23 protein-coding genes and 5 pseudogenes are annotated in these 24,732 nt (G+C 56.8%); 9 read left to right on the plus strand and 19 right to left on the minus strand.

Annotated features, from left to right (window positions below; genetic code table 11):
- Window positions 1-14 precede the first annotated feature (14 nt).
- From ACIPZH_RS08775 to ACIPZH_RS08785, 3 genes are read left to right on the plus strand one after another with little or no spacing between them, the layout of a single operon-like run.
- The gene (locus tag ACIPZH_RS08775; protein WP_400630171.1) at window positions 15-509 is read left to right on the plus strand and encodes an MFS transporter; all 495 of its coding nucleotides are present in this window, start codon (window positions 15-17) and stop codon (window positions 507-509) included.
- Between the two features lie 14 nt (window positions 510-523).
- Window positions 524-1,297, plus strand: a complete 774-nt coding sequence (locus ACIPZH_RS08780; RefSeq protein WP_400635953.1) for a class II glutamine amidotransferase — start codon at window positions 524-526, stop codon at window positions 1,295-1,297.
- 9 nt (window positions 1,298-1,306) lie between these two features.
- Window positions 1,307-1,828, plus strand: a complete 522-nt coding sequence (locus tag ACIPZH_RS08785; protein WP_349974690.1) for a DUF2937 family protein — start codon at window positions 1,307-1,309, stop codon at window positions 1,826-1,828.
- A gap of 63 nt (window positions 1,829-1,891) precedes the next feature.
- Here the strand turns inward: ACIPZH_RS08785 and ACIPZH_RS08790 are convergent, their stop codons facing one another.
- From ACIPZH_RS08790 to ACIPZH_RS08860, 15 genes and pseudogenes are all read right to left on the minus strand, one after another.
- Window positions 1,892-2,323: an NTF2 fold immunity protein gene (locus ACIPZH_RS08790; protein WP_400635954.1), complete on the minus strand. Its 432-nt coding sequence runs from the start codon at window positions 2,321-2,323 to the stop codon at window positions 1,892-1,894.
- Window positions 2,324-2,525: 202 nt separating this feature from the next.
- Window positions 2,526-3,067: pseudogene (locus ACIPZH_RS08795) on the minus strand (type IV secretion protein Rhs); the annotation flags it as partial.
- A 140-nt stretch (window positions 3,068-3,207) separates the two neighbouring features.
- Window positions 3,208-3,804, minus strand: a complete 597-nt coding sequence (locus ACIPZH_RS08800; protein ID WP_400636083.1) for an SMI1/KNR4 family protein — start codon at window positions 3,802-3,804, stop codon at window positions 3,208-3,210.
- A 39-nt stretch (window positions 3,805-3,843) separates the two neighbouring features.
- Complete coding sequence (locus ACIPZH_RS08805) at window positions 3,844-4,104, minus strand: hypothetical protein (RefSeq protein ID WP_400636084.1); 261 nt, start codon at window positions 4,102-4,104, stop codon at window positions 3,844-3,846.
- A gap of 247 nt (window positions 4,105-4,351) precedes the next feature.
- Window positions 4,352-4,486 (minus strand): annotated as a pseudogene (locus ACIPZH_RS08810) (RHS repeat-associated core domain-containing protein); the annotation flags it as partial.
- Window positions 4,487-4,796: 310 nt separating this feature from the next.
- Window positions 4,797-5,222 carry an Imm26 family immunity protein gene (locus tag ACIPZH_RS08815; protein WP_400635955.1) on the minus strand — a complete coding sequence of 142 codons (426 nt, stop codon included), beginning with the start codon at window positions 5,220-5,222 and terminating at the stop codon, window positions 4,797-4,799.
- Between the two features lie 40 nt (window positions 5,223-5,262).
- Window positions 5,263-5,894, minus strand: a pseudogene (locus ACIPZH_RS08820) (type IV secretion protein Rhs); the annotation flags it as partial.
- Between the two features lie 766 nt (window positions 5,895-6,660).
- The gene (locus tag ACIPZH_RS08825) at window positions 6,661-7,089 is read right to left on the minus strand and encodes a hypothetical protein (protein ID WP_400635956.1); all 429 of its coding nucleotides are present in this window, start codon (window positions 7,087-7,089) and stop codon (window positions 6,661-6,663) included.
- Window positions 7,090-7,093: 4 nt separating this feature from the next.
- Window positions 7,094-7,522, minus strand: coding sequence for a hypothetical protein (locus ACIPZH_RS08830; RefSeq protein ID WP_349974678.1), 429 nt, complete (start codon window positions 7,520-7,522; stop codon window positions 7,094-7,096).
- 372 nt (window positions 7,523-7,894) lie between these two features.
- Window positions 7,895-8,297: pseudogene (locus ACIPZH_RS08835) on the minus strand (RHS repeat domain-containing protein); the annotation flags it as partial.
- 1 nt (window position 8,298) lies between these two features.
- A complete protein-coding gene (locus ACIPZH_RS08840) occupies window positions 8,299-8,478 on the minus strand; it encodes a hypothetical protein (protein WP_400635957.1) in 180 nt (59 codons plus the stop codon).
- A 261-nt stretch (window positions 8,479-8,739) separates the two neighbouring features.
- Entirely contained in the window at window positions 8,740-9,267 is a 528-nt protein-coding gene (locus tag ACIPZH_RS08845) for an SMI1/KNR4 family protein (RefSeq protein WP_400635958.1), read from the minus strand.
- 570 nt (window positions 9,268-9,837) lie between these two features.
- Window positions 9,838-10,314, minus strand: a complete 477-nt coding sequence (locus ACIPZH_RS08850; protein WP_400635959.1) for a hypothetical protein — start codon at window positions 10,312-10,314, stop codon at window positions 9,838-9,840.
- Window positions 10,308-14,468 carry an RHS repeat-associated core domain-containing protein gene (locus ACIPZH_RS08855; RefSeq protein ID WP_400635960.1) on the minus strand — a complete coding sequence of 1,387 codons (4,161 nt, stop codon included), beginning with the start codon at window positions 14,466-14,468 and terminating at the stop codon, window positions 10,308-10,310. Before ACIPZH_RS08855 ends, ACIPZH_RS08850 begins: the two co-directional genes overlap by 7 nt.
- Before the next feature lie 5 nt (window positions 14,469-14,473).
- Window positions 14,474-15,085 carry a hypothetical protein gene (locus tag ACIPZH_RS08860; RefSeq protein WP_400635961.1) on the minus strand — a complete coding sequence of 204 codons (612 nt, stop codon included), beginning with the start codon at window positions 15,083-15,085 and terminating at the stop codon, window positions 14,474-14,476.
- Between the two features lie 320 nt (window positions 15,086-15,405).
- Between ACIPZH_RS08860 and ACIPZH_RS08865 the strand changes: the two are divergent.
- From ACIPZH_RS08865 to ACIPZH_RS08880, 4 genes and pseudogenes are all read left to right on the plus strand, one after another.
- Window positions 15,406-15,621, plus strand: a pseudogene (locus ACIPZH_RS08865) (MFS transporter); the annotation flags it as partial.
- Window positions 15,622-15,630: 9 nt separating this feature from the next.
- Window positions 15,631-16,410 carry a 5-oxoprolinase subunit PxpA gene (locus tag ACIPZH_RS08870; protein ID WP_400635962.1) on the plus strand — a complete coding sequence of 260 codons (780 nt, stop codon included), beginning with the start codon at window positions 15,631-15,633 and terminating at the stop codon, window positions 16,408-16,410.
- Window positions 16,407-17,102 carry a 5-oxoprolinase subunit PxpB gene (gene pxpB / locus ACIPZH_RS08875; protein WP_400635963.1) on the plus strand — a complete coding sequence of 232 codons (696 nt, stop codon included), beginning with the start codon at window positions 16,407-16,409 and terminating at the stop codon, window positions 17,100-17,102. The genes ACIPZH_RS08870 and pxpB overlap by 4 nt, the downstream gene beginning before the upstream one ends.
- Window positions 17,099-18,016, plus strand: a complete 918-nt coding sequence (locus ACIPZH_RS08880) for a biotin-dependent carboxyltransferase family protein (RefSeq protein ID WP_400635964.1) — start codon at window positions 17,099-17,101, stop codon at window positions 18,014-18,016. Before pxpB ends, ACIPZH_RS08880 begins: the two co-directional genes overlap by 4 nt.
- Before the next feature lie 151 nt (window positions 18,017-18,167).
- Here the strand turns inward: ACIPZH_RS08880 and ACIPZH_RS08885 are convergent, their stop codons facing one another.
- From ACIPZH_RS08885 to ACIPZH_RS08895, 3 genes are all read right to left on the minus strand, one after another.
- Entirely contained in the window at window positions 18,168-19,346 is a 1,179-nt protein-coding gene (locus ACIPZH_RS08885; RefSeq protein WP_400635965.1) for a VWA domain-containing protein, read from the minus strand.
- Window positions 19,347-19,358: 12 nt separating this feature from the next.
- A complete protein-coding gene (locus ACIPZH_RS08890; RefSeq protein WP_349974671.1) occupies window positions 19,359-20,204 on the minus strand; it encodes a MoxR family ATPase in 846 nt (281 codons plus the stop codon).
- Between the two features lie 229 nt (window positions 20,205-20,433).
- Window positions 20,434-21,507, minus strand: coding sequence for a DUF748 domain-containing protein (locus ACIPZH_RS08895; protein ID WP_400635966.1), 1,074 nt, complete (start codon window positions 21,505-21,507; stop codon window positions 20,434-20,436).
- Window positions 21,508-21,639: 132 nt separating this feature from the next.
- Between ACIPZH_RS08895 and cysK the strand changes: the two genes are divergently transcribed.
- Window positions 21,640-22,614 carry a cysteine synthase A gene (gene cysK / locus ACIPZH_RS08900; RefSeq protein WP_400635967.1) on the plus strand — a complete coding sequence of 325 codons (975 nt, stop codon included), beginning with the start codon at window positions 21,640-21,642 and terminating at the stop codon, window positions 22,612-22,614.
- Between the two features lie 172 nt (window positions 22,615-22,786).
- On the plus strand, window positions 22,787-23,722 hold the full coding sequence (locus tag ACIPZH_RS08905) for an aspartyl/asparaginyl beta-hydroxylase domain-containing protein (protein ID WP_387528766.1): 936 nt from the start codon (window positions 22,787-22,789) through the stop codon (window positions 23,720-23,722).
- Window positions 23,723-23,837: 115 nt separating this feature from the next.
- Here ACIPZH_RS08905 and ACIPZH_RS08910 read toward each other — a convergent pair whose 3' ends face one another.
- Window positions 23,838-24,695, minus strand: coding sequence for an Ig-like domain-containing protein (locus ACIPZH_RS08910; protein WP_400635968.1), 858 nt, complete (start codon window positions 24,693-24,695; stop codon window positions 23,838-23,840).
- Window positions 24,696-24,732 lie beyond the last annotated feature (37 nt).

Raw genomic sequence — 24,732 nt, forward strand, 5'->3', positions numbered from 1 at the left:
CTTGCACGATCACCATGACCGAGAACGACTATACCCTCGCCTGGGGCCTTTACGCTGTTGCTGCCCTGGGTTGTCTCTGGGTGGGTTTCAAACTCACTGGCTGGATGTGGCGCTGGCTGCGCGAGCCGCTGCGGGTGATCCTCGCGGTCCTGTTATTGACCCCGACCGTCGTTGACCCCGGTAAGGATGCCATGGCCCCGGCCATCGCCATCACTGCCCTGGACGTTGCCTTCAAGGTGGGCAACAACGCCTGGCGCGCGGTATCGGATTTTGCCATGTACGGCCTGATCGCCTTTGGCCTGTACCTGGCCTTCGTGCTGCTGCGCTGGCCGCTGGAAAAGCGTGCCCGCGAGCGCCGCGAGCAGCAGGAGGCCGCGGCCAAGCGCCTGGCTGCCGAGGACGACCAAGTGGGCGTCGGGGCACCGCTGGCCGCCGAACGCGGTGACCGTTACCGCAATGACCCACCGCCTGCCGCGGCTTCTGGTGGCCGGGTCGAGCCACGTCTGTAAGCGGAGGCAGCACCATGTGCGAACTGCTGGGCATGAGCGCCAACGTTCCCACCGACATCGTCTTCAGCTTCACCGGCCTGATGCAGCGTGGCGGCCGCACCGGCCCGCACCGTGACGGTTGGGGCATCGGCTTCTACGAAGGTCGCGGCCTGCGACTGTTCCAGGACCCGGCAGCGAGCAGCGAGTCGGAAGTCGCCAACCTGGTGCAGCGTTATCCGATCAAGAGCGAAGTGGTCATCGGCCATATCCGCCAGGCCAATGTGGGCCAGGTGTGCCTGTCCAATACGCACCCGTTCGAGCGCGAAATGTGGGGCCGTAACTGGTGCTTCGCCCACAACGGCCAGCTAGGGGCGTTCCAGGGTGAGGCAACCTTCTACCGGCCGGTGGGTGACACCGACAGCGAAGCCGCCTTTTGCGACTTGCTCAACCGCATCCGTGCCGCTTTCCCTGAGCCGGTCGCGGTGGAACAGCTGCTGCCGGTGTTGGTCGAAGCCTGTGCCGAGTACCGCGGCAAGGGCGTGTTCAACTGCCTGCTCAGCAATGGTGACTGGCTGTTCTGTTTCTGTTCGACCAAGCTGGTACACATTACCCGTCGCGCCCCCTTTGGCGCGGCGCGGTTGAAGGATGTCGACCTGATCGTCGACTTTCACACCCAAACCACCCCCAATGACGTGGTCACGGTGATTGCCACCGAGGCCTTGACCGAGAACGAGTCCTGGCGGCGCTACGAACCGGGCCAATGGGGCCTGTGGCGGCACGGAGAGTGCGTTACGCAAGGCCAGAGCTAAGGACGCTGCATGTTCAGAAGTTACCTGCGGTTGCTGCTGTTCACTTTCGGCCTGCTGGCCGGTATCCAGGTGCCTGGGCTGGTCAAGGACTACAGCCAGCGGGTCGAGGCGCACCTGTTCGAATCGCGCCAGGCACTCGATGGCTTCAAACAGACCGCCGAACGTTTCTTCAAGGGGGATTTGCAGGCGCTGGTGCGGCATTACCGCAGCAGTGACGATGTGGTGTTCAACAGCGATGCCAACAGCATCGAAAGCCTGCTGATCCGCAACCAGATGCTCGAGAACGAATGGCAGGCCTTGCAAGGCTCGTGGGTCAGCCGCACCTGGCATGTGCTGGTGCAGCCTGATCCGCAGATGCGCGACGAGACGCTCAAGGGGTACAGCTATCAGATTCTCCTGGTGCCGGAGGCGATTGGCTGGGGCGTGGGGGCAGGGTTTGTGCTGGCGTTTGTCGTCGAAAGCCTGTTGCTGGGAATTGGCTGGGTGATTCTTGGTGGGCGGCGTAAGGTGGTTAAAGAGAGTTGGCGTTGATCCATAGCACTTCCAGATTTACATCAAAAACTAACATGCTGATAAGTACATTAAATTGCCCTTTTACAACGAAGCACGGCGCCACTTATCATCATAAGTCAAAATTTCTTTCTTTTTAATTTTCCAATCTTCGCCTTTACGCACCAGATAAATTCTAGAGCAAGTCTCAGCTCCCTTGACTTGCTGAACTTGAACAACGATTTCATCTGTATTTTTACTTACCACTTCGAATTTATCAGACTCAGGATCATAAGTTGCCGGCCTTACACACCCTAAATCTATGAGCCGGCCGTAATTTGATTTATCTTTAATTGCATATTTATCGAGAATATTTTCCAGCTTCTTAGTGTACTCACGATTCAATTCAGAGTTTTCCACTCCTTGACTAACAAGCTCCTTCCGTCGCTCAAAAAAATCCACCTCCCAGAAATTCATTTTTTGCAAAAACTTAGCGAATTCAGCCGGCATATCTTCGATATTGATCTTATTGGTCATAATTAGTTCCAAAAAATACCACGATAACTAGCCAATTATATGACCTGCATCAGCATCTGGATGTCCCATCATTCGAGCCCAAGCCCTTGATGTCCCATTAGTGGCTGCCCCCCCTTTTTCACATCATTCAATGTGAGAGTAGCTATTGCCTTCAAGGGTTGCCCTGCGGGCCCTCGCACGACATTTGTATTGACACACCTTCACTCAGGCGAATCGCTTTGTCGTACTCGTAACGAATGAACTGCCCTTTGGCATCCTGGCGGCTGCTGGGCAGGCCACGCGAAGTACGTTGCAAGCGCGTGGTCTGGCCTTTGCCGTCGGTGTGGGTCAGCACCTGGCCGAGGGCGTTGTAGGTAAAGGATTCGGCGGTGTCATCCGGATGGCAGATGCGCAGCACTTCGCCGTCGGGTTTGCGCTCCAGCGTCGTGGGCTGCTCCAGCGCATCGGTGACGGCGATCAGGTGCTGCCGCTCATCGTAGCGGTAGTAGGTGCTTTTGCCCGAGCAGTCCTCGAAACGATCGCCCTGGGCGTAGGCGTTTGACCACAGTTACTTGGCCTGGCAGTTGGCATCGATGATCCGTGCCGTAGCGCTCGCCGCCGAAGTCGCGGCTGGCAATGACACGGAGGCCTTCGTTGTATTGTGTCTCCAACTCGCGGACCAGTATATCGGTGACCCAACTGGTGGACTGGGCGACGTCGTAGCGGATAATGGTAATGCTCTCCGTCGCTGGTCCAGTCTTCGACTGTACAGCTCATACTAACGGGCAGTGTTAGATACACATGAGTCACTACTATACACACTTGGTTATTAAAGAGCGTAATCACGCTAAATCCAAGTTGCATGTGGCAAAGCAGAAACTCACAAGCAACGAATTTAGCGCGCCTCATTTAAACTCAATAAGGTGCGAAAACTTAATCAGAACATCTTTGTATTTCTGCAAGTTCACAGACCTCACGACAACCTTCCCAGGCTCACTTAATATCGACTTTAAGTGCACGACCGACGAATCAATTCCCAACATTTTCTTTATGTCAACCACCTCGTCAAGAGTGGGCTTGCAGCTGCCTATGGTTGTTATGTCTCCCATCCCACTAATCGAGCTACCCTCCTCAGCATCGTCTACTATAAAATCTAAGAGTTTATCGAGAGTTCCAAATTTATCGGAACCTTCTAGCGAAACACTTCCCGAATCCACGAGAAAAATACTGCCCGATCCGTTTTTATCTATCAATAAAACCCGACCGCCAGAGTCATCCCCAACGGCAATCATGCCTCTGAAGTTCCTATCAATTTCAAATGTCCGATTACGTTCTTCAACGTCACTTACCGAATAGATCGTAACCTGATCATTCAGGAGAGCCCCATCGCTTTTCCTCCAGAAATCGACGATCCAAGACGCGCTGGAAATACCAAGGCGCTTACATAAAGCTTCAACTCTTACTTCAGAGGCACCATCCTGGCTCTCGGAAAGAATCATCATCACTTAAGTGCTCCCAGAGCTTCGTAGTATTTATATGATTTACTTGCTGCACGCTGGACTAACTCCGGCGTCGATCATTTCCCTGTACGCGGCGTTGAACTCGTCGCGTAATGTCCCTCTAAATCCTGAAGCCACACTTCTGATTTGGGTGCAAACTAGCCTGTACCGGCCCCTTCGCTTGGTGCTGCGCTCTCTGCATGAGCACGATGTCCTTGGGTGACTGGGCGTTATGGTGACAAGAGTGATTCGGTGGGCACCGGTCGATGAAACCGTCCCTTGGGCCTGGCTGAATATGCTCAACTACTTCAGCAGGCAAAGTGGCTTTAAGTTCAGAATGCTTTAACGTACGCTTATAGAGCTCGTCATTAGCATTTTTGAAGTGAACCCCTCTACTCAATCCATGAATCTCTTGAGCCATCTCTATACTATTCAAAACACCATATTGAGAACTGGAGAGTGGGCGACCACTACCATCAACATCAGTCCAACCCAGCGGATCAATCCAAGTGATTGGATTCAATGCATAGGAATATAAGTTAAATCCACCAGAGAGCCCAATCGGATCTTGAGTTAGGAGACGCTCGACTCCAGGACCATAATATCGAAAGGTACTGTAGTTCAGACCTGACTCATGGTCACAATACTGCGCTTGGAATTGCAGCCCTTGGCGTCGTAGCGGCACTGCGACACGCTGCCGTCCGGGAACTGGGTTGCGGTCACAAGTTGGGTAGCGAGGTGATGCTTGTAGCGGATTGTGCGGCCCAGCGGTCGTTTTCTACGACCAGGCGGCCAAAATAGTCGTACTTGAGTGTCAAGCAATTAACATACGGCAAGGGAAGCGAGCGAGTTACGCATCGATTGGAATACCCGGAAACGCTATTAGACTCACTAAAAATTGATTGGTTGCAACTCGGTGAGCGCGAGTTCAATCGACTAAAGCGCGTCCGCGCATCAATAAGGATCAGTTTTTAAAGAACCTCAACGCATTCGCATCAGTACTGCTGCAAGAATCGCTCGACGAGGGCATAGCCTGAAACCCCCATTAGCAAGTGATTCTGGTATTCGTCAATTGACAACAGTCTAACAGGCTCTCCTCGCCGATACAAAATTCCAGCCATATTAAACTCAAAGCTCTCCCAAGAAGAGTCGCACAACGACCCTGGACGCAAGATCGGCCACTCACCGGACTTCAAATTATCTACCGCTGTGAATATCACAGCAAAAGATTCCTTATGATCTTTAAAGCTTAGATATTGAGTGCTCTCAGGAACAGTCTTCTCCCTTCCAATGGATAAGACCCCGAGAGCAAAGATTTTTTTGAATTTCTGCTCTTTACTTTCAATACCCATCCAAATAACCTGGCTGACAGCAAACCGACCGTCTTCCATGGGTATCAAAAAATAGTCACCACTTTGCATAAAGTTTTTCTCCAGTCACAAACCTAAACCTTTCATTTTTGCCAACGTCATACCTGAGGCGCCGGGTCAGGTTGTTCACCCGCACTTCTTCACTCATGCGGTCCGAAGCGTCATAGGCAAAGCGGTAAGCCGCGCTGTTTTCGTTGACCAACGCAGTCAGGCGAATCGCTTTGTCGTACTCGTAACGAATGAACTGCCCTTTGGCATCCTGGCGGCTGCTGGGCAGGCCACGCGAAGTACGTTGCAAGCGCGTGGTCTGGCCTTTGCCGTCGGTGTGGGTCAGCACCTGGCCGAGGGCGTTGTAGGTAAAGGATTCGGCGGTGCCATCTGAATGGCAGATGCGCAGCACTTCGCCGTCGGGTTTGCGCTCCAGTGTTGTAGTCTGGTTCAGCGCATCGGTGACGGCAACCAGGTGTTGCCGCTCATCGTAGCGGTAGTAGGTGCTTTTGCCTGAGCAGTCCTCGAAACGATCGACCTGGGCGTAGGCGTTCCACCAGAGGTACTTGGACTTAAAGTTCGCATCGATGATCGTGTGCGGCAGGCCGTCTTCGCCGTTGAGGTACTCGGTCATCTTGCCCAGCGCATCGGACTCGCCAGCAGGTTGCCCTGGTCGTCGTAGCGCGCCTGCCACGTGTTGCCGTCCGGGTAGGTTATCTTGGTCAGCAGCACGGTGTGCAGGTACAAACGGATGCCGCTAGGGGGGGCTGCTGTCGGCCAGCGTGCCTCACAATTATCAAGCGACAATCCTGCCACCTCAAAAATGCAACTGTTAACTGTTAAAGAACGATAAAACAAAATAATGAGGTGCAGCATAGTCTCTATGCAATCTGCACGAAGAAGCAGCCTTCAGCCATATCGTTACCCATTTGCTTATTAACAAGAAGATAACCTACAGCATCAGTTACATATAATGCACCCTGAAATGGAGCTGGGAAGTCAGACGACTATTTTTGGCAGAAAAAATTAAAAGTCGACTCCAGTACTTTGGGAATCACCGCCCCACATGGGGCTTCACTGGAGACCAAAGATGCGACTGAGATCTCATCATCCTTAACAGTGGAGGCTTCAAGATTTGCGTATTGGAGAGGAATTGACAATCCAGGCGACTTGGTTGTAGCAACCTGATCATGGCCTACCTAAGTGTAGGATGCCCTCTTTTTTTTGAATTTCATCAAAGGTTAAAAATCGAGAAAATAATTTTCTTTATCGCAAGTAGAGAGCTCATGTATGAATCCAGAATCTGGGAGATCCAATCTATCAAGCTGCTGCCTCGCAGCTTAAGAGCTTATAGTGAAGAACAGCAGTAAATTGTGATTATCCAGACCTTTGGCCGCGCTGAGATACGCACTATCTCCACCAAATTAAAAAACGAAATCTCACTCGAGCACTTAACCGTTATCCTGCGTATAAAAACTATTCACCACACTGAGTATCAATTTTACTTTGCAAGTGCTAGTGCCGATTTTACGGCAATTAAATATTTTTCATCATCGCGCCTAAAAATACTCTCACCCTCAAGAAGATACGCCTTGCATAAATAGTCCACTGCATCAGGGGCTGCTTGTTCGTAAAGGCATTGGCCTAGACGAAAGATCACAAAGCAATTCTGAGGTCCGTTTGGACCATTCATAGCATCAAAAAATTCACACGTCGCGCGGTGGTAGTCTCCCATGAAAAAATAGGCATCACCAATACTTGCTTTCAGCCAAACGTACGCTTCCCACTGATCGATAGGCTCAGGTAGCTTCCTCAACGCAGCAGTAAACATCTGTGCAGCGGCTGCGTAGTTATTCCGATCCATTAGAGTGTTACCCTGCTCGCTTTTCAGCGTAATTTCGTCATATAACTGATCCGAAAGTTCCTGCACATCACTAACCATTGAAATGGACGACGAAATTCAGATATTTTTTATCGAAGCCTTGAAAAGCTCTATCGCCTCCCATGTCGAAAGCCGTCTTGAAGGAATCAAATGCAGGCTTATTTTCGCCCAGCCCAAGCAAAGAGGCACCCAGAATTATCAAGCTAGACGTTTCTCGGGTGGGTTTGGACTCAACAGCCTTTAACGCCCATTCTTTAGCATTTTTGTAGTCGTGCCTTTTCAAATAAACCTCAGAATTACATTTGGAAATCCAATGATATAAATCCCATTTTTCCTTTGGCTCTGGAAGCATGTCCCATGATTCACTATATTTCTGTAGCGCAGCATCGTAGTCACCCGACTCTTCTAGTTCGTTACCAGACTCAACAGTATCTACGATTTTTTGAGATAACTGCAGATTCGCTTCCGAAAGATCATTCATAGACACCTCAATATTGAAAGATTTCATGCGGGGTAATAATATTATCTGGTGACCTATGAAATTGATTCAGCTTTGCACCAGCGGACCTGTTGTACGAGTAATGCTCTAGTTCGTAGTTCTTGGGGTCAAGCATCCACTTGCGACTTTCTTTAGGTTTAGTGCCGAAGAACCCACCCCTATCATTCCAATATGTCACCGCATCATATTTGTGTCACCTATCAGCTTCTCGAACCGGATACCACTGCTTGTCTGTTGCGCTTTTGAACTCCATCGAGTCACCTCGGCCTCTAATCCTACCCTCATTCCTCATGTTTTCAATTACTTTTCTGCCGGTTTTGCTCGACTTGCCCGGAGTTCTACCCAAATATTCAGTGCGACAGCTCAGTCCCCATGGATCAATCCATCCTGTGGAATTAGGTGCAAAAAGATATAAGTTATCTCCACCTAACAAACTTATAGGGTCTTGCGCGGTAAATCGTCCCACCTGTGGATCGTAATACCTAAACGTATTGTTGTGCAGGCCGGTTTCACTATCAAAATACTGGCCCTGAAACCTTAGATTCTGTTCGATTTCATTGACCGCCAGCTGCTCAATCGCTTCCCAAGATCGATAGGTCGCCTACCAGACAATTTGGCCTTCGCGATCAGTCAGCTCCAGAGGCGTTCCAATCTGGTCAGTATGGAAGTAGTTGACCCTTTTCTCTTGTCCCTCCGCCTGATCAACCCGTGCCAACGGCACATAGCTACCAGGCTCATAGACATACAGGATGCTCTGCTCACGCGACCGAGGGGGGCAAGTAATGCAGGTGCACCCGCACACCGCCGGGCGCGCTGATGTCGGTCAGGCGCTGCTCGGCATCGCGGGTGAACTGCAGGTAGTGACCCAGTGTGTTTTCCAGCCGGTACAGCGGTACGGCGGTGTTATCGTCCGGTACCTCACCGAAGTAGAAGAACACATTGTCCAGGGTCTGCAGCAGGTAGTAGCCACCTACCGTGCGGACCAGATGGATTTTCTGAGTGAAACCTAGATCTCTGCCATAAAATTCAATGGTTAAGATGGGGCGCTTAAAAGAGCCCCCTTTTTACCTAAATTATTAGAGAGCAATTAGCTAAAGATTGCAGCAGTCAAAATAGGCCGACACGACTGATACGATAACGCGCACTGCACCATGCAATGGCCTGCCAACTCTCTATCATTACGCCGCATGACCAACAGGCTAGATAATATCGAAATGAATGCCGGTGGAAGCAAAGCGACTGGGTAGTGAGCTCGAACTTAATCGACCCATGAGCAATCCCTCGAGCACGGCAGTCAAAGTACCTTTAAAATATTCAACTTCTGGCGATCTAGAGGCAATAATCGCCACCTGCCACTCGTCGCTATTCTGCATCGAGGTCACAACCCAAAAAATATAATCCCCATTATCCGTTACTCCTACCGGAATTAGTCCATTCTCTACAGGGTAAAGAGGGTAGTTAAAATAATCCCTATCAGACGCTACCAAATCATTAAAATTACCTAAAACTAAATTAAATTGATCAAAAAAATTAATATCTTCATTTTGACTAAAAGGATTAAATACAACCAAAAAATCCGCTATCCTCCCTGACCCATATACATTTATGAATTCAACATAGTCTGACGGGAAAAACATCCCATCAATCATTGGCCACTGTTTCCCTGCACCCGCGTCATTAGGTGTGATAGGAGGCCGCAATACTGCATGAAGATTATTTATTGACATGATCGCATCCCTGGAAGTTTCAGAGCTGTAACATGCTCAAAAAGACCCCGTCCCCTCCGCCTTGACAGTAACCCCGGCGGGAATCCTTGAGGTACCGTGGTAAATAGGTGCGATATTAACATCCACAACCTGACCCTGCTCCAAAGCCTTACGAATCCGCCCTCAGCTGCACACATAACAAGTGTAATAGCCGGTCGCTGCTGGATAGTAATTAGGTTTCTGACATCATCTCCTGAGCCGCCTAGCTGACGGCCCAATCAGTGGCCGCGAGCCCTGTTTGGGCCTGCTCCGGCAATGAACCCTGGAAGCTGTATGCCAGGTTTCCATGTATACCTTAAATTTGCATCGAGTCGCGCTTGCGTAGGTTTTGATATTCTCGCGCGCGGCAATGAGATCGACAAAACCCCTATTGCAGATTTAAACGGATCTCAATCAATCGGGGCGTTACCGCCCCACATATATCATCTCCTATTTCAAAGAGCATCACCTCTATTTGGCTTGTAGAAAAACAAATTTTTTAGCGCTAAAGCGCCTCCAATTAAGCATCAGCCGCCCCATCCTGCCATGATTTCACTTAACGTCGACAAAACCTATAATTTGACCAGCATATTTTTTTGCATTTGGAATTCTAGATTTTTTTAAATATTCAAGCAAAGGCTCGAACCCTTTGATAGCTAAAGCGTACTCTATGGTGTTGGTAACCAAAAAGCCTTGCGAATACTTGCCTACTTCGATTGTTTTGCTTCTCTCATCATCAGGGGGAGCCAGTCCCGGAGAATACTCTTCATCATCTTCATCTTTGGGAAGTGCAGATAGTTTAATTATGGAATATTGTTTTATGGCGTCATATTTTTCGCTCATAAAAACCATTACATCTTGAGCGCTTAGACCCGCCCTAACTAGCTTCGCTGCATCGAGCCTTGCGAAGATCTCAGCATATTCTGACTCGATCTCAATTTTAGTGACGCTAGTTAACTCCGAGATCATTTTCTGATAGAGCTCAGAGCCAACAATTTGCACCAGATTCGAATCAACTTCGGTCACCATGTATCAACTCCTTTAATAATGCGAATTAGATCTGACCCTACATGTCTAAATTGGTCTACTGCCTCATGCTCCCACGGAGTAAGTGCCAGCAAGTTAGACGGATCATGTACCCCCGCGCCACCCACTCGCTGCGGGATATCATTATGATGTAACTCCATACTCATTTCTTTTATGGAAATCTTATCTGATTTTCGGGAAATTACTTCTATCGTCATTTTAGGAGCTTTACCCTCCGCCATCCGGGCAAGGTTTGCTGGAGAGTATGTACGGCTTGGAGCTTTAGCTTCCGCTTTCCAATAGTTTTTACGGCCAGTGCTCCAGCACTCCCACCCCCAGGGATCAATCCATCCAGTCGGACTCGGAACGTAGCGATAGAGATTAAAGCCACCATCTAAACCAATTGGATCTTGAGTGACGAAACGTCCAACTCCAGAGTCGTAATACCTAAATGTGTTGTAGTGCAAGCCAGTTTCAGCATCAGAGTACTGCCCTTGGAATCGCAGATTCTGCTCGATTTCATTGACCGTCAGTTGCTCAATCGCCCCCCACGAACGATACGTCGCCTGCCAAACGATCTCACCTTCACAATTGCTCATTTCAAGGGGCGTGCCGATCTGATCGGTGTGGAAGTAGTAGACCTTCTGCTCTTGGCCCTCCGCCTGATCAACCCGAGCCAACGGTGCATAGCTGCCCGGCTCATAGAAATACAGAATACTCTGCTCAGGCGTCTCCTCACGCAGCATCCTCAGCCCTTGCCAGAGGAAGCGCTTCTGCTCCGTGATGCCGTTGATCTCCGATTGCTTGGCTACCCGGCGCCCCAGGCTGTCATAGCCATACGTGCCGGTGCTTTCCAACTTGCCATTGACCAGCGTCTCAGCCCGAACCAGCCGGTTCTCGCAGTCATAGCTAAAGCTCTGCAGCTTGCTGTGCTCCGAGTGCTTCTCGATCAGGTTGCCCCACGGGTCATAGCGGTACTCCTGATCCCGCCAACGCTTGATGCGGTTGTCTTGGACCTTCTCAAACTGACGCGCATTGAAGTCCAGCCTGTTGGCGGCCGGGTCGTAGCGGAACTCTTCACTACCTACGAGGGATCCGGTATCACGGCTGTGCAACTGGCCGTTGGCTTCGTACTCGTATTTGATTTCGCCACGCAATTTGTCGAGGGTGCGTACCAACTCCCCAGCCGGGTCGTACTGGTAACGGCGGTGAATCGGGTTGTACGCATGCTCCACCAGCAACGACGTATTGATCCCGGGGTTGTGCACTTGCGACAGCTTTTCCGCTGGCAAGGTCGACGCAAACTGCCACGCCTTGCGCCCCATGGCATCGTAACCAAAGCAACTGGTGAGCTTGCCCTGCGTGCGATACACCTCGCGGTGCAGGTCATCCCGTTCCATGTCGCTGATGACCTGGCCGTCCAGGTTCAGTTGGTGCAGGTGACCGCTGCCGTAGTACAGGTGGTTGACCTTGCGCCCGTCTGGCAGGGTCAGTGTGGTCAAGTTGCTGAGCGGGTCGTACTTATAATCCAGTGCTCCGCTCGGGGTCAGTTCCTGAGTCAAGCGTCCCAGCAAGTCATAGCGGTAACTCAGCTTTTCATCCGTGATACCCAACTGCTTGCCCAAACTGCTCGGCGTGCGCTGAATGCTCAGCAGCCGGTCGGCCTCGTCGTACTCGAAATCTTGACGGGCATCACGGTTGACCTTGGCCAGCAAGCGGCCAATCGCGTCACGCTCGAACAGCGTATTGCGTTCCGGGCGCTCGCCGTTTTCGCCATAGCCGATTTCGTCCAGGCGAACCAGATTTCCGCCCGCGTCATAGCTGAAGCGCCGGGTCAGGTTGTCCACCCGCACTTCTTCACTCAGGCGGTCCGAGGCGTCATAGGCAAAGCGGTAGGCCGCGCTGTTTTCGTTGACCAACGCAGTCAGGCGAATCGCTTTGTCGTACTCGTAACGAATGAACTGCCCTTTGGCATCCTGGCGGCTGCTGGGCAGGCCACGCGAAGTACGTTGCAGGCGCGTGATCTGGCCTTTGCCGTCTGTGTGGGTCAGCACTTGGCCGAGGGCGTTGTAGGTAAAGGATTCGGCGGTGCCATCCGGATGACAGATGCGCAGCACTTCGCCGTCGGGTTTGCGCTCCAGCGTCGTGGTCTGGTTCAGCGCGTCGGTGACGGCGATCAGGTGCTGCCGCTCATCGTAGCGGTAGTAGGTGCTTTTGCCTGAGCAGTCCTCGAAACGCTCGACCTGGGCGTAGGCGTTCCACCACAGGTACTTGGACTTGAAGGTCGCATCGATGATCGTGTGCGGCAGGCCGTCTTCGCCGTTGAGGTACTCGGTCTTGTGGCCCAGGGGATCGATTTCGGCGATCAGGTTGCCCTTGGAATCGTAACGAGATTTCCAGATGCTGCCATCGGGGAAGCGGGTTTCAGTCACCAGTGGCGTGGCGAGGTGATGTTTGTAGCTGATCTTGCGGCCCAGTGGGTCGGTTTCCTCGACCAGCCTGCCAAAGTCGTCGTACTTGAGCGCCAGGTGATTACCGTCCGGCAAGGTGAAGCCAATGATGTTGCCGAACGCATCGAATTCCATGGCGTAGCGCTCGCCGCCAAAGTCACGGCTGGCGACGACCCGGTGGTCTTCGTTGTAGTGGATCTCCAGCTCCCGGCCCAGTACGTCCGTGGCCCAGCTCGTGCGCAGGGCGAAGTCGTAGCGGAAATGGTAATGCTCGCCGTCGGTGGTCGAGTGTTCGACCACCCGGGGTTGGCCATCGATGACTTGCCAGAGGTACTCGCTGATCAGGCCAAGGGCATTGGTGTGGCGGCACATCAGGCCGTCGGCGTAGGAAAACGTGCGGGTGGTATCGCCGTTGCGGTTGACCACCTGGGCAAGCTGCCCCTTGTTGTCGTAGCTATAACGCACCAAGGTCTCGACGGCTGCGTCGGCAATGATGCGCTTGACCGAGGCCAGTCGGCCAAAGGGGGCCTCGTAGTGCAGGTGCAGCCGTATGCCGCCTGGTGCGCTGATGTCGGTGAGGCAGCCATCGGCGTTGCGTGTGAAGTGCAGGTAGTGGCCCAAAGCGTTTTCCATACGCTGCAGGGGCACTTCCTGGTTGTCGTTGGGTACTTCGCCGAAGTAGAAAAACAGGTTGTCGAGTGTCTGCAGGATGTAATGGCCACCGAGGGTGCGCACCAGCGTCAACTGCTCGTGTGGATTGTAGATGCGCTCGCCCGGCTCGACATCGGCGAAAGGAACACTGCGCCCCTGGTTGTCCTTGAGGTAAACGAAGCACCCATTGCGGCGCAGGCTCTGCTCCCAGGGCAGAGTCCAGCCGGGCCCGAGCACGCTGCCGGTATCGAGGTCGCTGGCGTAGAAGCGTGACCACTCGATGGGCATGAGGCCGGGGATGACGAAATCAGTTTCGTCGGCCAGTACCTTGCGCCCGCGGGTGAGGTCAACCGGGTGGCCGACGAAACCAGCGATGGCCCGCTCCACGGCAGGGCCGATCAGGTAGCGGCCTGCCAGATAGCTGCCGGCGATGGTCACCCCAACCTGCAAGGCGCAGGGCCCTGCGGCCTTGAGACCTGCCTGCAAACCCATGGTCGCGACGTTGAATACTGAGCGGCCCATGGAGGCCACGACCATCAGCACATCGACGGTGACGCGCAGCTCGTCCGGCACTTCCTCACTGACCTTGAGGTAGCGCTGCGTGCCGCCGCCGATGAATACGTTGTTCGACCCAGCTGCGATGCTGGCACCACAGGTCAGCTTGTCACCCTTGCGTGCCGCCGCGACGCCGTTGATGAACACGTTGCTGGACCCCTCGGCAACTTGTACGGGGGCTGGGTGCTGCTCGCATACGGCGGTACTTTCGGTGACATGCGCAGCGTTGCGGCCGTTGATGAAGACGTTCGGGGAACAACCGGGCTGCTCGATCTGCCCTGTGGGTGAGCCAAAGGTCGAACCGAGATCCTCACCCAGACCGGGCAGGGCGCTCGCGCCCAGGCCAACGACCATGAGCAGCAGAAAAGCACCCAACCCGCCTGTACAGACCATGAACGTTGCGGCTGCAACCAGCGCCAACCCCGCAACCGCTCCGGCAAGGAACCCTGTGAGGGCTGAGGTGTGCTCGATGTCGTCACCCCAGCGTGCTGCTTCGAACATGGCAACTACTCCCGGGCCACGGCTGGCGCGCTGGTGATGTTGGCCAGCATGGCATCGAAGGTGATCAACCAGCTGGACAAGGGCTCGTGATCGGGGTCGACGATGGTGGTGAGCGTGAGCGCCTGCGCTTCCTGGCCAACACGTTCAGGCACCAGAATCATTACCGCTCGACAGTGGCGGGCCTCTGGGCCATTGGTGAAGCGGTAGTCGAGATTGAGCGCGTCGTGCCCTGCCAACGTGCAGGGGTGCTTGCGGATAAGGGTGACTTCCGTATAGCGCTGAAGCGCCTCTGCCAGATGCTGTTCAAGCAGATGGTCGAGTGTTTGCCCTTTTGCAACGCTTTGGCGTTTTGCAGCCAGGGTCACCTGGTGCGGACCCAGTTGCAGCGTCGTGATGGACTCGTGGAGGTTCAGGCCTGGCGGCATGACCAGGCGCAACCCGGCAGCATGCAGTTCGTTGTGATCGGCTACCAGTGGCAAAGGTCGGGCGCGCTCGGCAAGTGTTGCCGCTTGCAAGGCCGCTTCAGCGGCGGCCTGTCGTTCTGCTTCTTCCTTGGCGAGTGCTTCAGCGGCTTCGCGCCTTTGTGAGAGGCGGTCGTACATGTTCCCTTTAATCATGGCCTACCGCTCTTGTTCAACGGTGCTGAGACGGCCATGCGCAGTATTGCAATACTCATATCAGACGTATCTCCCTGTCAGTATGGCCAGCCCGTCAATGCGGTGCTCCGTGCTCTGGCCTTGAAACGGGGGAAAGTAAATACCTGGATAGACAGAGCTGTCAACGCGGGCATCCAGCAAAATCGCGGCATTCATGGAGGTTACGAGATATCGAATTGCCGCTTTGGCTAGGGTTCAAGCGATGTTGTGTCCACCACGAGAGAGGAGGGGGAGGGCGAATTTCAGAAGGGTCTGTAGGATGTGTTACTGCACGTCGGGGGCTGTTCCCCACCCGCATTCGTGGCTCGGGGCAGGGGTTCTGCTACAACGTCGGCAAGATCATCGCCGCGATGTTCCCCTTGCTGATCGGCCTGCTTGGCCAGAAGGTGCCGCTGGGGCTGGGCATTGGCGGGTTCGCCGCGGTGTCGTACGGTGTGGTGATCCTGGCGGCCTTGAGCCTGCCGGAAACCCGCGGCAAACACCTTCAGGCGCGTTAAGGTAGGCACATGAACATCGACACGGGAGCTCGCCAGGTGAAACGCCTGCTACTCAATTGTGACATGGGGGAAAGCTTTGGCAGCTGGCGCATGGGCCTGGATGCCGAGGTGATGCCCTACATCGACTGCGCCAACATCGCCTGCGGCTACCATGCCGGCGACCCCGGCACCATGCGCCGGACCGTGGCGCTGGCCCTGCAGTATGGCGTGACCATCGGCGCCCACCCGGCCTACCCGGACATGGTCGGCTTCGGTCGCCGCTCCATGGCCTGCAGTACCGAGGAAATTCGCGACCTGCTGCACTATCAGATCGGTGCTCTCGACGGTATCTGCAAGGTCCAGGGTGGCCGCGTGGCCTACATCAAGCCCCACGGCGCGCTCTACAACGACATGATGGCCGACCCGCTCAAGCTGCGTGCCGTGCTCGAAGCCGTGGCGGGGTATGACCCCAGTTTGCCCTTGATGCTCATGGCCACTGCCGACGACAGCGCAGCACGGGCCTTGGGTGACGAGGTTGGCGTGCCGTTGTGGTTCGAGGCATTCGCCGACCGCGCCTACACCGCCAGCGGCCATTTGCTGTCGCGGCGCCTGCCGGGTGCGGTTCATCACGATTCGGCCCTGGTGGTCGAGCAGGCCTTGCGCCTGGCCCGTGGTGAAACGCTGGTGGCCGACGATGGCAGTGCCTTGCGCCTGCAGGCGAGTACGTTGTGCGTGCACGGTGACAATGACAGCTCGGTAGCGGCGGTGCGGCAGATCCGCCAGGCGCTCGATGCGCTGGGGTCGGCATGAAGCTGCGTATCGAGGCGGTCGCGATCGATAGCCTGATGGTGCGCCTGTTCGACCGTATCGACGAGGCCAACATGCCGTGGCTGCTCGCGGCGAGCCAACGTTTGAGTGCCGCCTTCGGTGAGCACCTGGTGGACCTGGTGCCGTCCTATACCACGCTGATGGTGCAGTTCGATATGCCGCCAGGGCAGGCGAAGGCGTTGATTGGCCAGGCGCTGGAGGGGCTGCAGCCAGGCTCGGGCAGCAGCGGCCGCCGGCACGAGATTGCCGTGTGGTACGACGCCTCTGTGGGCCCTGAGCTGCCGTTGCTGGCCGCACGCAGTGGCTTGAGCGAGCAAGCGGTGATCCGCTTGCACAGCGAGCGCGAGTACCCGGTGTTCGCCCTTGGCTTCGCTCCGGGGTTCGGCTTCATGGGGCTGGTGGACGAACGCCTGGCCTCCCCGCGGCTGAGCACTCCGCGCAAGCGCGTGGCGGCCGGCAGTGTCGGTATTGCCGAGCGCCAGACAGCGGCCTATCCGGCGGTGTCGCCGGGCGGCTGGAACCTGATCGGGCGTACCCCGGTTCGCCTGTTCGATCGCGAGCGCGAAGGCTACAGCCTGCTGCAGCCGGGTGATCGGGTGCGTTTCGTGGCGGTGTCCCATGCCGAGTTCCTGGCATTGGGCGGCGATGACAGCCCGTTGGAGGCACAGGCATGACGCTGTTGAAGATCGAAGCCAGCACTGCCTTGTGCCAGTTGCAGGACGCCGGGCGCTTTGGCGTGCGGCACCTGGGGGTGACCCAAGGCGGGGCGCTGGACTGGGTGGCGATGCATTGGGCCAACTGGCTGCTGGGCAACCCGCTGGGCGCGCCGGTGGTCGAGGTGGCGCTGGGCGGCTTCACCGTGGTGGCCGCGCAGGATTGCGTGCTGGCCCTGGCCGGTGCCGACCTGGATGCTCGCGTCGATGACCAGCCGCTGGCACCCTGGCGCAGCTTTGCCTTGGCCAAGGGCCAGCGGCTGACCTTGAAACAACCCCGGCAGGGCGTGCGTGCTTACCTTGCGGCGCCGGGCGGCTTCGAAGCTGAAGCCGTGCTGGGTAGCTGCGCCACTGTTGTGCGTGAAGCACTGGGTGGCATCGATGGGCGAGGGGCGGCGCTGGGCAAAGGGCAATCGCTGGCGTTCGCCGGCCCGCAGCCAGCCCTGCGCGAAGTGCCGGAGGTGCTGCGGCCCTGTTATCCACAAAAGCCCGTGCTCGATCTGGTCATTGGCGCGCAGATCGGTGATTTCAGCGGTAACAGCCTGTTCGAGGCGTTCAACCGTGACTGGACGCTGGACAGCCGAGCAGACCGTATGGGCATTCGGTTGCTCGGGCCGCAGTTGGTTTATCAGGGCGCGCCGATGATTTCGGAGGGTATTGCGCTGGGGGCGGTGCAGGTGCCACCGGATGGTCAGCCGATCGTGCTGCTCAATGACCGGCAGACCATAGGTGGCTATCCGCGGCTGGGGGCGCTGACGCCGTTGGCGTTGGCGCAGCTGGCGCAGTGCATGCCGGGGGCGTCGGTGCGGTTCAGGGCGGTGGTGCAGGAAGAGGCTTGGCGGGAGCAGCAGGCTTGTCTGAACCGGTGGCGGTGACCCGACCGGCCCTATCGCCGGCAAGCCGGCTCCCACCGCGACCGCACAGTTCTTCAGGCCTGCACCAGGCAGCTGTCTTGCGCAATTTCTGAAAGCCGGCGTAATCCATGTGGGAGCCGGCTTGCCGGCGATAGGGCCGGTACAGGCGAAACTACTTGGACAGATACCGCATCCCATCCTCCAACCCTTGCAAGGTCAGCGGATACATCTTGTCCTCGATCAGGTCACGCACCAGGTGTGTCGATGCGGTGTAATCCCACGCCTGTTTCGGGTAAGGGTTGATCCAGATGATCTTCTTGAATTTCTCCATGAAGCGCTGCATCCACACATACCCGGCCTCTTCGTTCCAGTGCTCCACACTGCCACCGGGCTGGGTGATCTCATAAGGCGCCATGGCGGCGTCGCCGACGAACACCACCTTGTAGTCATCGCCATACTTGTGCAGCAGGTCGAAGGTGGAGAAGCGCTCCGAAGTACGCCGCAGATTGTTCTTCCACACCGACTCGTAAACGAAGTTGTGGAAGTAGTAGTACTCCAGGTGCTTGAACTCGGTCTTGCAGGCCGAAAACAGCTCTTCGCAGACTTTGACATGGGCGTCCATCGAGCCGCCGATGTCGAACAGCAACAGCAGCTTGACCGTGTTGCGCCGCTCAGGGCGCATCTGGATGTTCAACAGCCCGGCGTCACGTGCGGTATGGTCGATGGTGCCATCGATGTCCAGCTCTTCGGCGGCGCCTTCGCGGGCGAACTTGCGCAGCCGGCGCAGGGCCAGCTTGATGTTGCGCGTGCCCAACTCCACTTGGTCGTCGAGGTTCTTGTACTCGCGCTGGTCCCAGACCTTCACCGCCTTGCCCTGACGTTTGCCGGCGTCGCCCACGCGGATGCCTTCAGGGTTGAAACCGCCAGAGCCGAAGGGGCTGGTACCGCCGGTGCCGATCCACTTGTTGCCACCGGCGTGGCGCTCCTTCTGCTCTTCGAGGCGTTTCTTGAATTCCTCGATGAGTTTGTCCAGGCCGCCCAGCGACTGGATCTGCGCCCGCTCTTCATCGCTGAGCGAGCGTTCGAATTCCTTGCGCAGCCAGTCTTCGGGGATCAGTGCTTCCAAGTGCCGGTCGAGGTTCTCCAGGCCCTTGAAGTAAGCCGAGAACGCCCGGTCGAACTTGTCGAATTGGCGCTCGTCCTTCACCAGGATGGCCCGTGCCAGGTAGTAGAACTCGTCCATGTCGGCGAACACCACACGCTGTTGCAGGGCGTTGAGCAGGTCGAGCAGTTCGCGCACCGATACCGGCACCTTGGCCGCACGCATTTCGTTGAACAGGTTGAGCAGCATGGCCGGCTCCTGTCAGCGGTTGCCGCGCCGGCTCATGAAGGCCAGGCGTTCGAGCAGTTGAACGTCCTGCTCATTTTTCACCAGGGCCCCGGCCAGCGGCGGGATGGCCTTGGTCGGGTCGCGCTCGCGCAGTACCGCTTCGCCGATGTTGTCGGCCATCAACAGCTTGAGCCAGTCGACCAGCTCGCTGGTGGAGGGCTTTTTCTTCAGCCCCGGCACCTTGCGCACGTCGAAGAACACGTCAAGCGCTTCGCTGACCAGCGATTGCTTGATGTTGGGGTAGTGCACATCGACGATCCGCTGCAGGGTGTCGCGGTCCGGGAAGGCGATGTAGTGGAAGAAGCAGCGGCGCAAGAACGCGTCGGGCAGCTCTTTTTCGTTGTTGGAGGTGATGATGATGATCGGGCGTTGCTTGGCCTTGATGGTTTCGTCGATTTCATAGACGTAGAACTCCATCTTGTCGAGTTCCTGCAACAGGTCGTTGGGGAACTCGATATCGGCCTTGTCGATCTCGTCGATCAACAGGATGACCCGCTCTTCGGCCTCGAAGGCTTCCCAGAGCTTGCCCTTCTTCAGGTAGTTGCGCACATCGTGGACTTTTTCAGTGCCCAGCTGCGAGTCGCGCAGGCGGCTGACCGCGTCGTACTCATAGAGGCCCTGGTGGGCCTTGGTGGTGGATTTGATGTGCCAGGTGATCAGGCGCGCGCCGAACGAGGCGGCCAGCTGTTCGGCAAGCATGGTCTTGCCGGTGCCTGGCTCGCCCTTGACCAGCAATGGGCGTTCGAGGGTGATGGCCGCGTTGACCGCCAGTTTCAGGTCGTCTGTGGCGACGTAGTCGCGGGTGCCTTCGAACTTCATTGGGAATGTCCTCTGCGGGGTGCCTGTTGCGGCCCTGTCGCCGGCAAGCCGGCTCCCACAGGTACCCATCGCCCTTGAGCTCAGGGAGGCTACTGTAGGAGCCGGCTTGCCGGCGATAGGGCCAGTACAGGCAACACATGTTTATCATTTGTCAGCGACTATACCCCGGCCCCAGGCGGCTGCAAACGCAGACCGGGTATTCAGTCCCTGAATGGCTCGTCACGCCTGTTCAGTCGGAATCAGGCGCAGGCTGCTCATAGCGTGCGTTGAATGCCTGGACGAAGCCGTTGCGCAAAATCTGCAAAAACGCCTCGAAGGCGCTGATGTTCTGCTGGTGCACGCTGCCGCTGAGCTCCACACGGGTGGCGAACTGGTTTTTCGGCTGGTTCTTCAACACCGTTTCGCTGGCCCCGACCAGTGCTTCCCACACCGATCGGAAAAACCCCTTGTCCTTGTCCTCTATGTCCTGCTGCCAGTTGAACACGTCCACGTCGCGCAGCAACGGCTTGATGTAGCCGTTGAGCCGGCCGTTTTCCGCCTGGGCCTCGATCACCACATCGCCGTGCCCGGCATTGAAATCGAACTTGCCATAGGCACTGGCGAAGTCGTTCAGCCTGCGCAGCTCCATGCCAGTTGCGCGCAGCCGGAATTCGAAATCATCGAAGTCGCTGAACGGGTCGAAGGTCGCGCGGCTCTCGACCTTGGCGTCGCCCAGCAGCAGGGCCTTGGCTTCGAAACTGGCATCGCGCCGGCCTTTTTCGTCACGTACGTTGGTCAGGTTGCGGATGTTGGCGTCGAGCCGGGTGGCCCTGAGATCGACCGGGGGCTTGGAGTTGAAGTTGTGAAACGTGAGCGTGCCGTCATCGATGCGCACATCGTTGAGGGTGATCGGCAGCAGCTTCTCCAGTTGTTGGCGCCAGTCTGTACCTTGGCCGGTCTGAGAGTCCTGCTTGTCGCCGCCGTCGACGAAGTTGAGCTCGGGGCGTAGGAAGGTGACTTCGGCCACCACGGCATGGTCGTACCACAGCGCGTGCCAGCTCACCGACAGGTCGATCAGTGGCGCATCGAGCAGCGGCACCGGGACTTTGCCGCTGGTCTTGACGATCTTCAAGCCCTCGATCTGGTAGGCACCGCGCCACCAGGCCAGCTCGACGTCCGTGACCTGGCCACGGTACTCACCCATGTCTGCCAGCTTGTCGTTGAGGTAGTCGCGCACCAGGTAAGGCAGCGCCAGGTGCAGTGCCACCAACAGCACGACCAGGCTGGCCAGACCGACCAGTGGCCAGCGATAACGGGCTTTCATCGCAGCAATCTCCAAGGCGGGTTGTGAGGTTGACCGCACGCCGCCTGGGCGAGTTCGAACGGACTTTACGGGCCAACGGGGCAGGCTTACCCTTTAAGTCTTTCCCTGCCACTTCATGCCAAGGACCCTGCCATGAGCCGTATCTACGCAGACAACGCCCATTCCATCGGCAATACGCCGCTGGTGCAGATCAACCGCATCGCCCCGCGCGGGGTGACCATCCTTGCCAAGATCGAAGGGCGCAACCCTGGGTACTCGGTCAAGTGCCGCATCGGCGCGAGCATGGTCTGGGACGCCGAGGGCAGCGGCAAGCTCAAGCCCGGCATGACCATCGTCGAGCCGACTTCGGGCAACACCGGTATCGGCCTGGCATTCGTTGCCGCCGCCCGTGGCTACAAGCTGGTCCTGACCATGCCGGCGTCGATGAGCCTGGAGCGGCGCAAGGTGCTCAAGGCCCTGGGTGCCGAACTGGTGCTCACCGAGCCTGCCAAAGGCATGAAAGGCGCGATCGAAAAGGCCAACGAGATCGTTGCCTCGGACCCGGCGCAGTACTTTTTGCCTGGCCAGTTCGACAACCCGGCCAACCCGGCCATCCATGAAAAGACCACAGGCCCGGAAATCTGGAACGACACCGACGGCGCTGTCGACGTGCTGGTGGCCGGCGTCGGCACGGGCGGCACCATTACCGGTGTGTCGCGCTACATCAAGCACACCCAGGGCAAGTCGATCCTGTCGGTGGCGGTGGAGCCGGTGGCCTCGCCGCTGATCAGCCAGACCCTGGCCGGCGAAGAGCTCAAGCCCAGCCCGCACAAGATTCAGGGCATCGGCGCCGGTTTCGTGCCGAAAAACCTCGACCTGTCGATTGTCGACCAGGTCGAGACCGTGACTGACGATGAATCCAAGGCCATGGCCATCCGCCTGATGCAGGAGGAGGGCATTCTTTGCGGTATTTCCTGTGGCGCGGCCATGGCGGCAGCCGTGCGCCTGGCGGAAAAACCGGAAATGCAGGGTAAGACCATCGTCGTAATCCTGCCCGACTCTGGCGAGCGCTACCTGTCGAGCATGCTGTTCAGCGACCTGTTCAGCGAGCAGGAAAACCAGCAGTAATCAGCTTTGCCGCTGACCCGGGGCAACGTTCGGCGGCGTGGTTTATTGCAAAATCTTCATGAGTGAGATCCCGCCCGGGTTGTTTTTACCCGGGCGGGAAGGGTTTATGATGGCCGGATGATTTTTCTGGAGGCAGGCAGCGCTGGCCTGCTTCCATTCCAAGGAGTGTTGCATGACCTTTTCCTTTGTCGCCAAGGCCGGTGTCCTGCTGGTGTTTTTCGGCAGCGTGCTCTACGTGCACCTGCGCGGCAAGGCGCGCCTGCCGGTACTGCGCCAGTTCGTCAACCATTCGGCGCTGTTCGCCCCCTATAACAGCCTCATGTACCTGTTTTCCGGTGTGCCGTCCAAACCCTACCTGGACCGCCAGCGCTTCCCCGAGCTGGACGTGCTCAAGGACAACTGGCAGGTGATCCGTGAAGAGGCCATGCGCCTGTTCGACGAGGGTTACATCCGCGCCGCGGAGAAAGACAACGACGCAGGTTTTGGTTCGTTCTTCAAGAAGGGCTGGAAGCGTTTTTACCTGAAGTGGTACGACAAACCGCTGCCGTCTGCCGAAACGCTGTGCCCGAAGACCGTCGAGCTGGTCAGCAGTATCCCCAACGTCAAAGGCGCGATGTTCGCCCTGCTGCCCGGCGGCAGCCACCTCAACCCGCACCGCGACCCGTTTGCCGGTTCCCTGCGTTACCACCTGGGCCTGTCGACGCCGAACTCCGACGACTGCCGTATCTACGTCGACGGCCAGGTCTACGCCTGGCGTGATGGCGAAGACGTGATGTTCGACGAAACCTATGTGCACTGGGTGAAGAACGAAACCGACGTCACCCGGGTGATCCTGTTCTGCGACATCGAGCGCCCGCTGAGCAGCCCGCTGATGACCCGCATCAACCGCAAGGTCAGTGCCTTCCTCGGCCGCGCCACCGCGCCGCAGAACACCGACGACGAGCGCGTGGGCGGGATCAACCAGGCGTATGCCTGGAGCAAGCGCTTCAGCAACAAGATCAGCACCCGCGTGAAGCAGTTCAAACGCGCCAACCCCAAGGCCTACCGCATCCTGCGGCCGGTGCTGGCGGTGGTGGTGGCCTACCTGCTGTATCACTGGTTGTTCTGAGGCTGGCCTCAGGGGCGTGGTGCCCCGTTGTTCCAGCTGAGCCTTCAACGAGTAAGCCTGGGACCGTCTCCTGCTGGCCGGCGCGCATTCATCGGCGCCGGCCAGCCAGCATGCTTCAGCTCATGCCCGCTACCTGCCGTAGGGTGCCCGTGGCGGTCGATTCGCCCGTGATCACGGCGGTATGTGGGTGGAAGGTCCATGCGGTGTTAGCACCGATTGCCTGCCCCCAGATGGCCAGATCAGGTAGCCACTGGCTCATCTGGCTGTCGTATGTGCTTTTGAACAACGCCAACTCGGACTGACTCGGTACACGCATACCCAGCCCCCTGCACAGTGTCTCAGCTCTGCTGAAGGTCGCACTGCTAGCGAGCATTTCAAGCCCCACAAGGCCGGCTACGCTCAACGCGTACTGCCTCGTGACGCCACCCGCTAGGGTGGCGGTGATGGTGGTGTTCCCATTGCGCAACACGCTGACATTGCCCGTGCTGTCTACCGTCGCGACGCTCGCGTTACTGCTCGTGTAGCCAGTGGCACCCGTCAGCGGCCGGGCAAAATGCATTTGCGCGGGAAGGTTCTGGGGCAGTTTGATCACGCCATTGTGATAGAAAACCGGCAAACGCTGGGCTGACAGATCCACCGCGTGGACACCGGAAAAGCCGTCACTGATGTCGAGGTTCAAGGGCGCGCTTGGGCCATCCTGGCCTACCGTGTAATAGACCTGCAGCCTACCGCTGCCCCGGGTGAAATACTGGTTGGCAAAGCGCAGGGTGATGGCCTGGTCGTTGTGGTTGACCGGCAGGCTTTTGCTTGCCAGTTGCGTCCCATCTGCTTTGGCCAACACTACGGTGAGTTCCTGGCCTGCATACTCAGCGTCGAGCTGGATGTCGATCGCAGCGCCCTGCGGCGGCATACTTTCAGGGTCCAGCCAGCCGGCGACGGTGTGTTGGGAACTTGGCGCGTTGAGGTTGCTCATGCGGTGTCTCCTGTTGAGGCCGCGGCGCTTTCTTTGA

The organism is Pseudomonas sp. NPDC089758 (assembly GCF_044748705.1).
GTDB classification, from domain to species: domain Bacteria; phylum Pseudomonadota; class Gammaproteobacteria; order Pseudomonadales; family Pseudomonadaceae; genus Aquipseudomonas; species Aquipseudomonas putida_X.

Coding starts and splice junctions, on each gene's coding strand:
- ACIPZH_RS08775 (WP_400630171.1), top strand. CDS start 15: ATGACCGAGAACGACTATACCCTCGCCTGGGGCCTTTACGCTGTTGCT.
- ACIPZH_RS08780 (WP_400635953.1), top strand. CDS start 524: ATGTGCGAACTGCTGGGCATGAGCGCCAACGTTCCCACCGACATCGTC.
- ACIPZH_RS08785 (WP_349974690.1), top strand. CDS start 1,307: ATGTTCAGAAGTTACCTGCGGTTGCTGCTGTTCACTTTCGGCCTGCTG.
- ACIPZH_RS08790 (WP_400635954.1), bottom strand. CDS start 2,323: ATGACCAATAAGATCAATATCGAAGATATGCCGGCTGAATTCGCTAAG.
- ACIPZH_RS08800 (WP_400636083.1), bottom strand. CDS start 3,804: ATGATGATTCTTTCCGAGAGCCAGGATGGTGCCTCTGAAGTAAGAGTT.
- ACIPZH_RS08815 (WP_400635955.1), bottom strand. CDS start 5,222: ATGCAAAGTGGTGACTATTTTTTGATACCCATGGAAGACGGTCGGTTT.
- ACIPZH_RS08830 (WP_349974678.1), bottom strand. CDS start 7,522: ATGAATGATCTTTCGGAAGCGAATCTGCAGTTATCTCAAAAAATCGTA.
- ACIPZH_RS08845 (WP_400635958.1), bottom strand. CDS start 9,267: ATGTCAATAAATAATCTTCATGCAGTATTGCGGCCTCCTATCACACCT.
- ACIPZH_RS08850 (WP_400635959.1), bottom strand. CDS start 10,314: ATGGTGACCGAAGTTGATTCGAATCTGGTGCAAATTGTTGGCTCTGAG.
- ACIPZH_RS08855 (WP_400635960.1), bottom strand. CDS start 14,468: ATGTTCGAAGCAGCACGCTGGGGTGACGACATCGAGCACACCTCAGCC.
- ACIPZH_RS08860 (WP_400635961.1), bottom strand. CDS start 15,085: ATGATTAAAGGGAACATGTACGACCGCCTCTCACAAAGGCGCGAAGCC.
- ACIPZH_RS08870 (WP_400635962.1), top strand. CDS start 15,631: ATGAACATCGACACGGGAGCTCGCCAGGTGAAACGCCTGCTACTCAAT.
- pxpB (WP_400635963.1), top strand. CDS start 16,407: ATGAAGCTGCGTATCGAGGCGGTCGCGATCGATAGCCTGATGGTGCGC.
- ACIPZH_RS08880 (WP_400635964.1), top strand. CDS start 17,099: ATGACGCTGTTGAAGATCGAAGCCAGCACTGCCTTGTGCCAGTTGCAG.
- ACIPZH_RS08885 (WP_400635965.1), bottom strand. CDS start 19,346: ATGCTGCTCAACCTGTTCAACGAAATGCGTGCGGCCAAGGTGCCGGTA.
- ACIPZH_RS08890 (WP_349974671.1), bottom strand. CDS start 20,204: ATGAAGTTCGAAGGCACCCGCGACTACGTCGCCACAGACGACCTGAAA.
- ACIPZH_RS08895 (WP_400635966.1), bottom strand. CDS start 21,507: ATGAAAGCCCGTTATCGCTGGCCACTGGTCGGTCTGGCCAGCCTGGTC.
- cysK (WP_400635967.1), top strand. CDS start 21,640: ATGAGCCGTATCTACGCAGACAACGCCCATTCCATCGGCAATACGCCG.
- ACIPZH_RS08905 (WP_387528766.1), top strand. CDS start 22,787: ATGACCTTTTCCTTTGTCGCCAAGGCCGGTGTCCTGCTGGTGTTTTTC.
- ACIPZH_RS08910 (WP_400635968.1), bottom strand. CDS start 24,695: ATGAGCAACCTCAACGCGCCAAGTTCCCAACACACCGTCGCCGGCTGG.